The 3,222-nt window shown below is 56.6% G+C and carries 3 protein-coding genes; 2 read left to right on the top strand and 1 reads right to left on the bottom strand.

The annotated features are described in order from the left end of the window. Nucleotides 1–45 precede the first annotated feature (45 nt). Nucleotides 46–1,047: a DUF2515 family protein gene (locus B3873_RS22685; protein WP_286869206.1), complete on the top strand. Its 1,002-nt coding sequence runs from the start codon at nt 46–48 to the stop codon at nt 1,045–1,047. Nucleotides 1,048–1,050: 3 nt separating this feature from the next. Further along, on the top strand, nt 1,051–1,899 hold the full coding sequence (locus B3873_RS22680; RefSeq protein ID WP_286869205.1) for a hypothetical protein: 849 nt from the start codon (nt 1,051–1,053) through the stop codon (nt 1,897–1,899). A gap of 129 nt (nt 1,900–2,028) precedes the next feature. Here B3873_RS22680 and B3873_RS22675 read toward each other — a convergent pair. Then, nucleotides 2,029–3,222 (bottom strand): M3 family metallopeptidase (locus B3873_RS22675; RefSeq protein WP_286869204.1); only part of this gene is annotated, 1,194 nt, incomplete at its 5' end.

Here is a 3,222-nt window from a genome sequence, read left to right as displayed (position 1 = left end):
GCCACGCCGCCAGGAGATGGGCTGATAACATGAAAGAGGTTCTCCATGGGCGATCTGGTCAAGACTGTAGCGCAAACCAATAGCAGGGAAAAATCCTGCGTCGACGTGCGCTGTGATTGCAACGGAATGTGGTCGATCGTTCAGCAATTCAGCACGATCCGTATGTGTGAATTGGTCGGCAAAGGCAAGGGGAAAATATTGCAGGCCTATAGCACTCGGGCCAAGCGCATTGCAGCGACCTATGCTCGCTTTTACCTAGAAACCGAAGACGGTGGCAATGCCGACCTCAAAGGACGGCACTATTGGATGGCCCTGGGCGCGTTTGCCAGTAAAACGGTCGCCTGCTCCTTGGACATGCTGCGTGTGGAGATGCTTCAAACCGTCTTCCAGGGTCTGGCTAAAGGTAATCTCTGGCTGTTCTATGACATCAGCGGTTGGCACTATTACTATAATAAATATCCGCAGAGCTTTGATCTGTGCGTCAATCAACGCAATGCTGCCCAGTACCTGAAGCCAGTTCAAGCTCAAATGAATTTTTATCCGTGGAAAGATGAGGCGCTCCCAAAGATCAAGAATATGAGCGAATGCACTCACATCAAGCGTGCATTCCAGAAGACCAAAGAATTCGAAACGCAAAAGAATCCTTCCAAACGTCCGGCGATCCAGATGGCAAATCTGTTGGCCATCGCGGATCATGAACAAGGCGTCATCCTTCAGCCACTGATTTATGAGGACCCTGATTTCTCCAAGTGGGTGGAGCGTCAGCGCTGCGCGCTGATCCAGTGGGCCAGCCCTGATTTGCAACTGGTTTTCAATCACGCGTGCGATACCCGCAGTGCCTTGCGCAAATCGATCGCGCCTGATGATACCGTCCTCGAGAACTTGAAAAGCCGGATGGCCTGGATTTCCGCTGCAGCGAACCGGTTTCATCACCTCATGCAAACAGAATCCGCTTATATGGAAAATGAACTCAATACCATCGCCGGGTGGGTCAACTTGTCCGATGCCGGACTGGACTCGGATCCGGTCTTTGCGCCGCCCTTCTGAACCATGAAATTCGTTTTCGCTTTCGCGTACCTTGCCTGTTTGCTCTCGGCTTGCACGCCGTCATCTCCCGAACGCCACCCTATGTCATCTCTTACTATTTCCATCAATGAGTCGCCAGAAAAGCTGCTCCGTGACAATGCCGGACAGATCAACGTGACCCAGCAGGGGCCAGGTGTGAATTTCTACACGGCGCATTGGGCTCAGCACAATCCTGGCTCCGTCACGATTGCCCATGGCAAGTACTCGTTCACGATACCTTACGTGCTGGGCTTTCAAGGCATGGCGGAGTCTCTAGCTCCTGCGGAAGGAATCGTCCAGTATGAAGTGTTCGCTGGCATCACCGCCCCGGACTTGATCGGACATGACGAAGCGCGCCAGAAGCTCTTCGCTCTCTTGCAAGCAATCCGCAAGGCGGGCTGGACACCCTTCATTGAACGTGATGACCCGAGAATCCGGGGGGCGCAACGGCTGGACTATGTAGTGAAAAATTCGTCGGCCAGCAGTCTCGATCCTGATTACGAGCCAACGTTCACTGAGTGGATGGCACTCGAGGATCTTTCCAAATGGACGTTTTATGCTGATCACGTCTATCTGGCGGTGGCGTTCAAACGAGAGGCTAGTCTGCGCGACCCGGTCAAGCCGGGTTCTTATTTGCTGACCTATACGGTGATGGGGGAAAACCAGCATTTCCGAACGTATGTCGCGCCAAAAGACCGGGAGCGCTGGAAGGACTTGCTTCCTGGTGTCCTCAAGGAGTCGCAGCAACAGCGTCAGCGGGCTGAAAGGGAATGGCGCGCGAAGGGAGCGCGAATTGATGAGACCTATAACGACCCTCCCGCTCCGCCTTTTTAATCTGGCCAGATATCTAGCCCTGTTCGATGGATGCAGTAGAAGTTCAAGAAAAATGCCGTTGAGCCTCAGGCTCAACGGCAATGTGTGAACAAAAGCGCAGGGTGTTATTGCATGCAGGAAGTGTCCCGCTTATGCTGCCATCCCGCTATGCCGCAGCAGCGCATCAATGCTCGGCTCCCGCCCGCGAAACGCCTTGAAGGACTCAATGGCCGGACGTGAACCACCCACAGCCAGGATTTCCTGCTGGAAGCGGCGACCGGTTTCCAGCGAGATCACATTGCCGCTGCCGGCAGCCGCTTCCTCAAAGGCACTGTACGCATCCGCCGACAGCACTTCAGCCCACTTGTAGCTGTAGTATCCCGCCGCATACCCGCCTGCGAAGATGTGCGAGAAGGAATGCTGGAAGCGGTTGAATTCCGGCGGGCGGATGACGGCAACGCGGTCACGCACGCTGTCGAGCAGCTGCTGCACGGTTTGCTGGCCACCAGCTTCATATTCGTGGTGGATCAGCATGTCGAACAGCGAAAACTCCACCTGGCGCAGCATCTGCAGGCCGGACTGGAAGTTCTTGGCGGCGATCATCTTGTCATACAGCGCGCGCGGCAGCGGCTCGCCGGTCTCAGCATGCGCGGTCAGCTGCTGCAGCACATCCCATTCCCAGCAGAAGTTTTCCATGAACTGCGAGGGCAGTTCCACCGCATCCCACTCCACGCCGGAAATGCCGGACACGCCCACTTCATCGACTTGCGTCAGCATGTGATGCAGGCCATGGCCGAATTCGTGGAAGAGGGTGATCACTTCATCGTGCGTGAACAGGGCCGGCTTGGCCACGCCATCGACTACCGCGGGTTCGGTGAAATTGCAGACCAGGTAGGCGATCGGGGTTTGCACGCCTTGCGCAGTCAGGCGGCGGGCGCGGGCGTCATCCATCCAGGCGCCGCCGCGCTTGCCGGAGCGGGCATACAGGTCCAGGTAGAACTGGCCCACCAGCTGGCCATCACGCTCGATGCGGTAAAACTTCACATCCTTGTGCCACACCGGCGCGGTATCGGGCTTGATCTGCACGCCGAAGAGCTGCTGCGCCACCTGGAACAGGCCGCCAACCACCTTGGGCTCGGGGAAATATTGCTTCACTTCCTGTTCCGAGAAGGCGTAGCGCTGCTCGCGCAGTTTTTCGGAGGCATAGGTGCTGTCCCAGGCCTTCAGTTCGTCCAGGCCCAGCTTTTCACGGGCGAAGGTCTTCAGTTCTTCATAGTCCTTCTGGCCGAAGGGCCGGGCGCGCTGGCCCAGGTCTTCCAGGAAGGCGATCACTTCGCTGGGCGA

Origin of the sequence: Herbaspirillum sp. UBA812 (genome assembly GCF_002296545.1) — a bacterium.
GTDB classification, from domain to species: Bacteria; Pseudomonadota; Gammaproteobacteria; order Burkholderiales; family Burkholderiaceae_D; genus Herbaspirillum; species Herbaspirillum huttiense.
The sequence above is the reverse complement of the archived record's forward strand: the minus strand, read 5'-3'. Positions and strand labels throughout refer to the sequence as shown.

Excerpts from the sequence above, each read along its gene's own strand:
- B3873_RS22685 (WP_286869206.1), top strand. The coding sequence starts at position 46 with ATGGGCGATCTGGTCAAGACTGTAGCGCAAACCAATAGCAGGGAAAAA.
- B3873_RS22680 (WP_286869205.1), top strand. The coding sequence starts at position 1,051 with ATGAAATTCGTTTTCGCTTTCGCGTACCTTGCCTGTTTGCTCTCGGCT.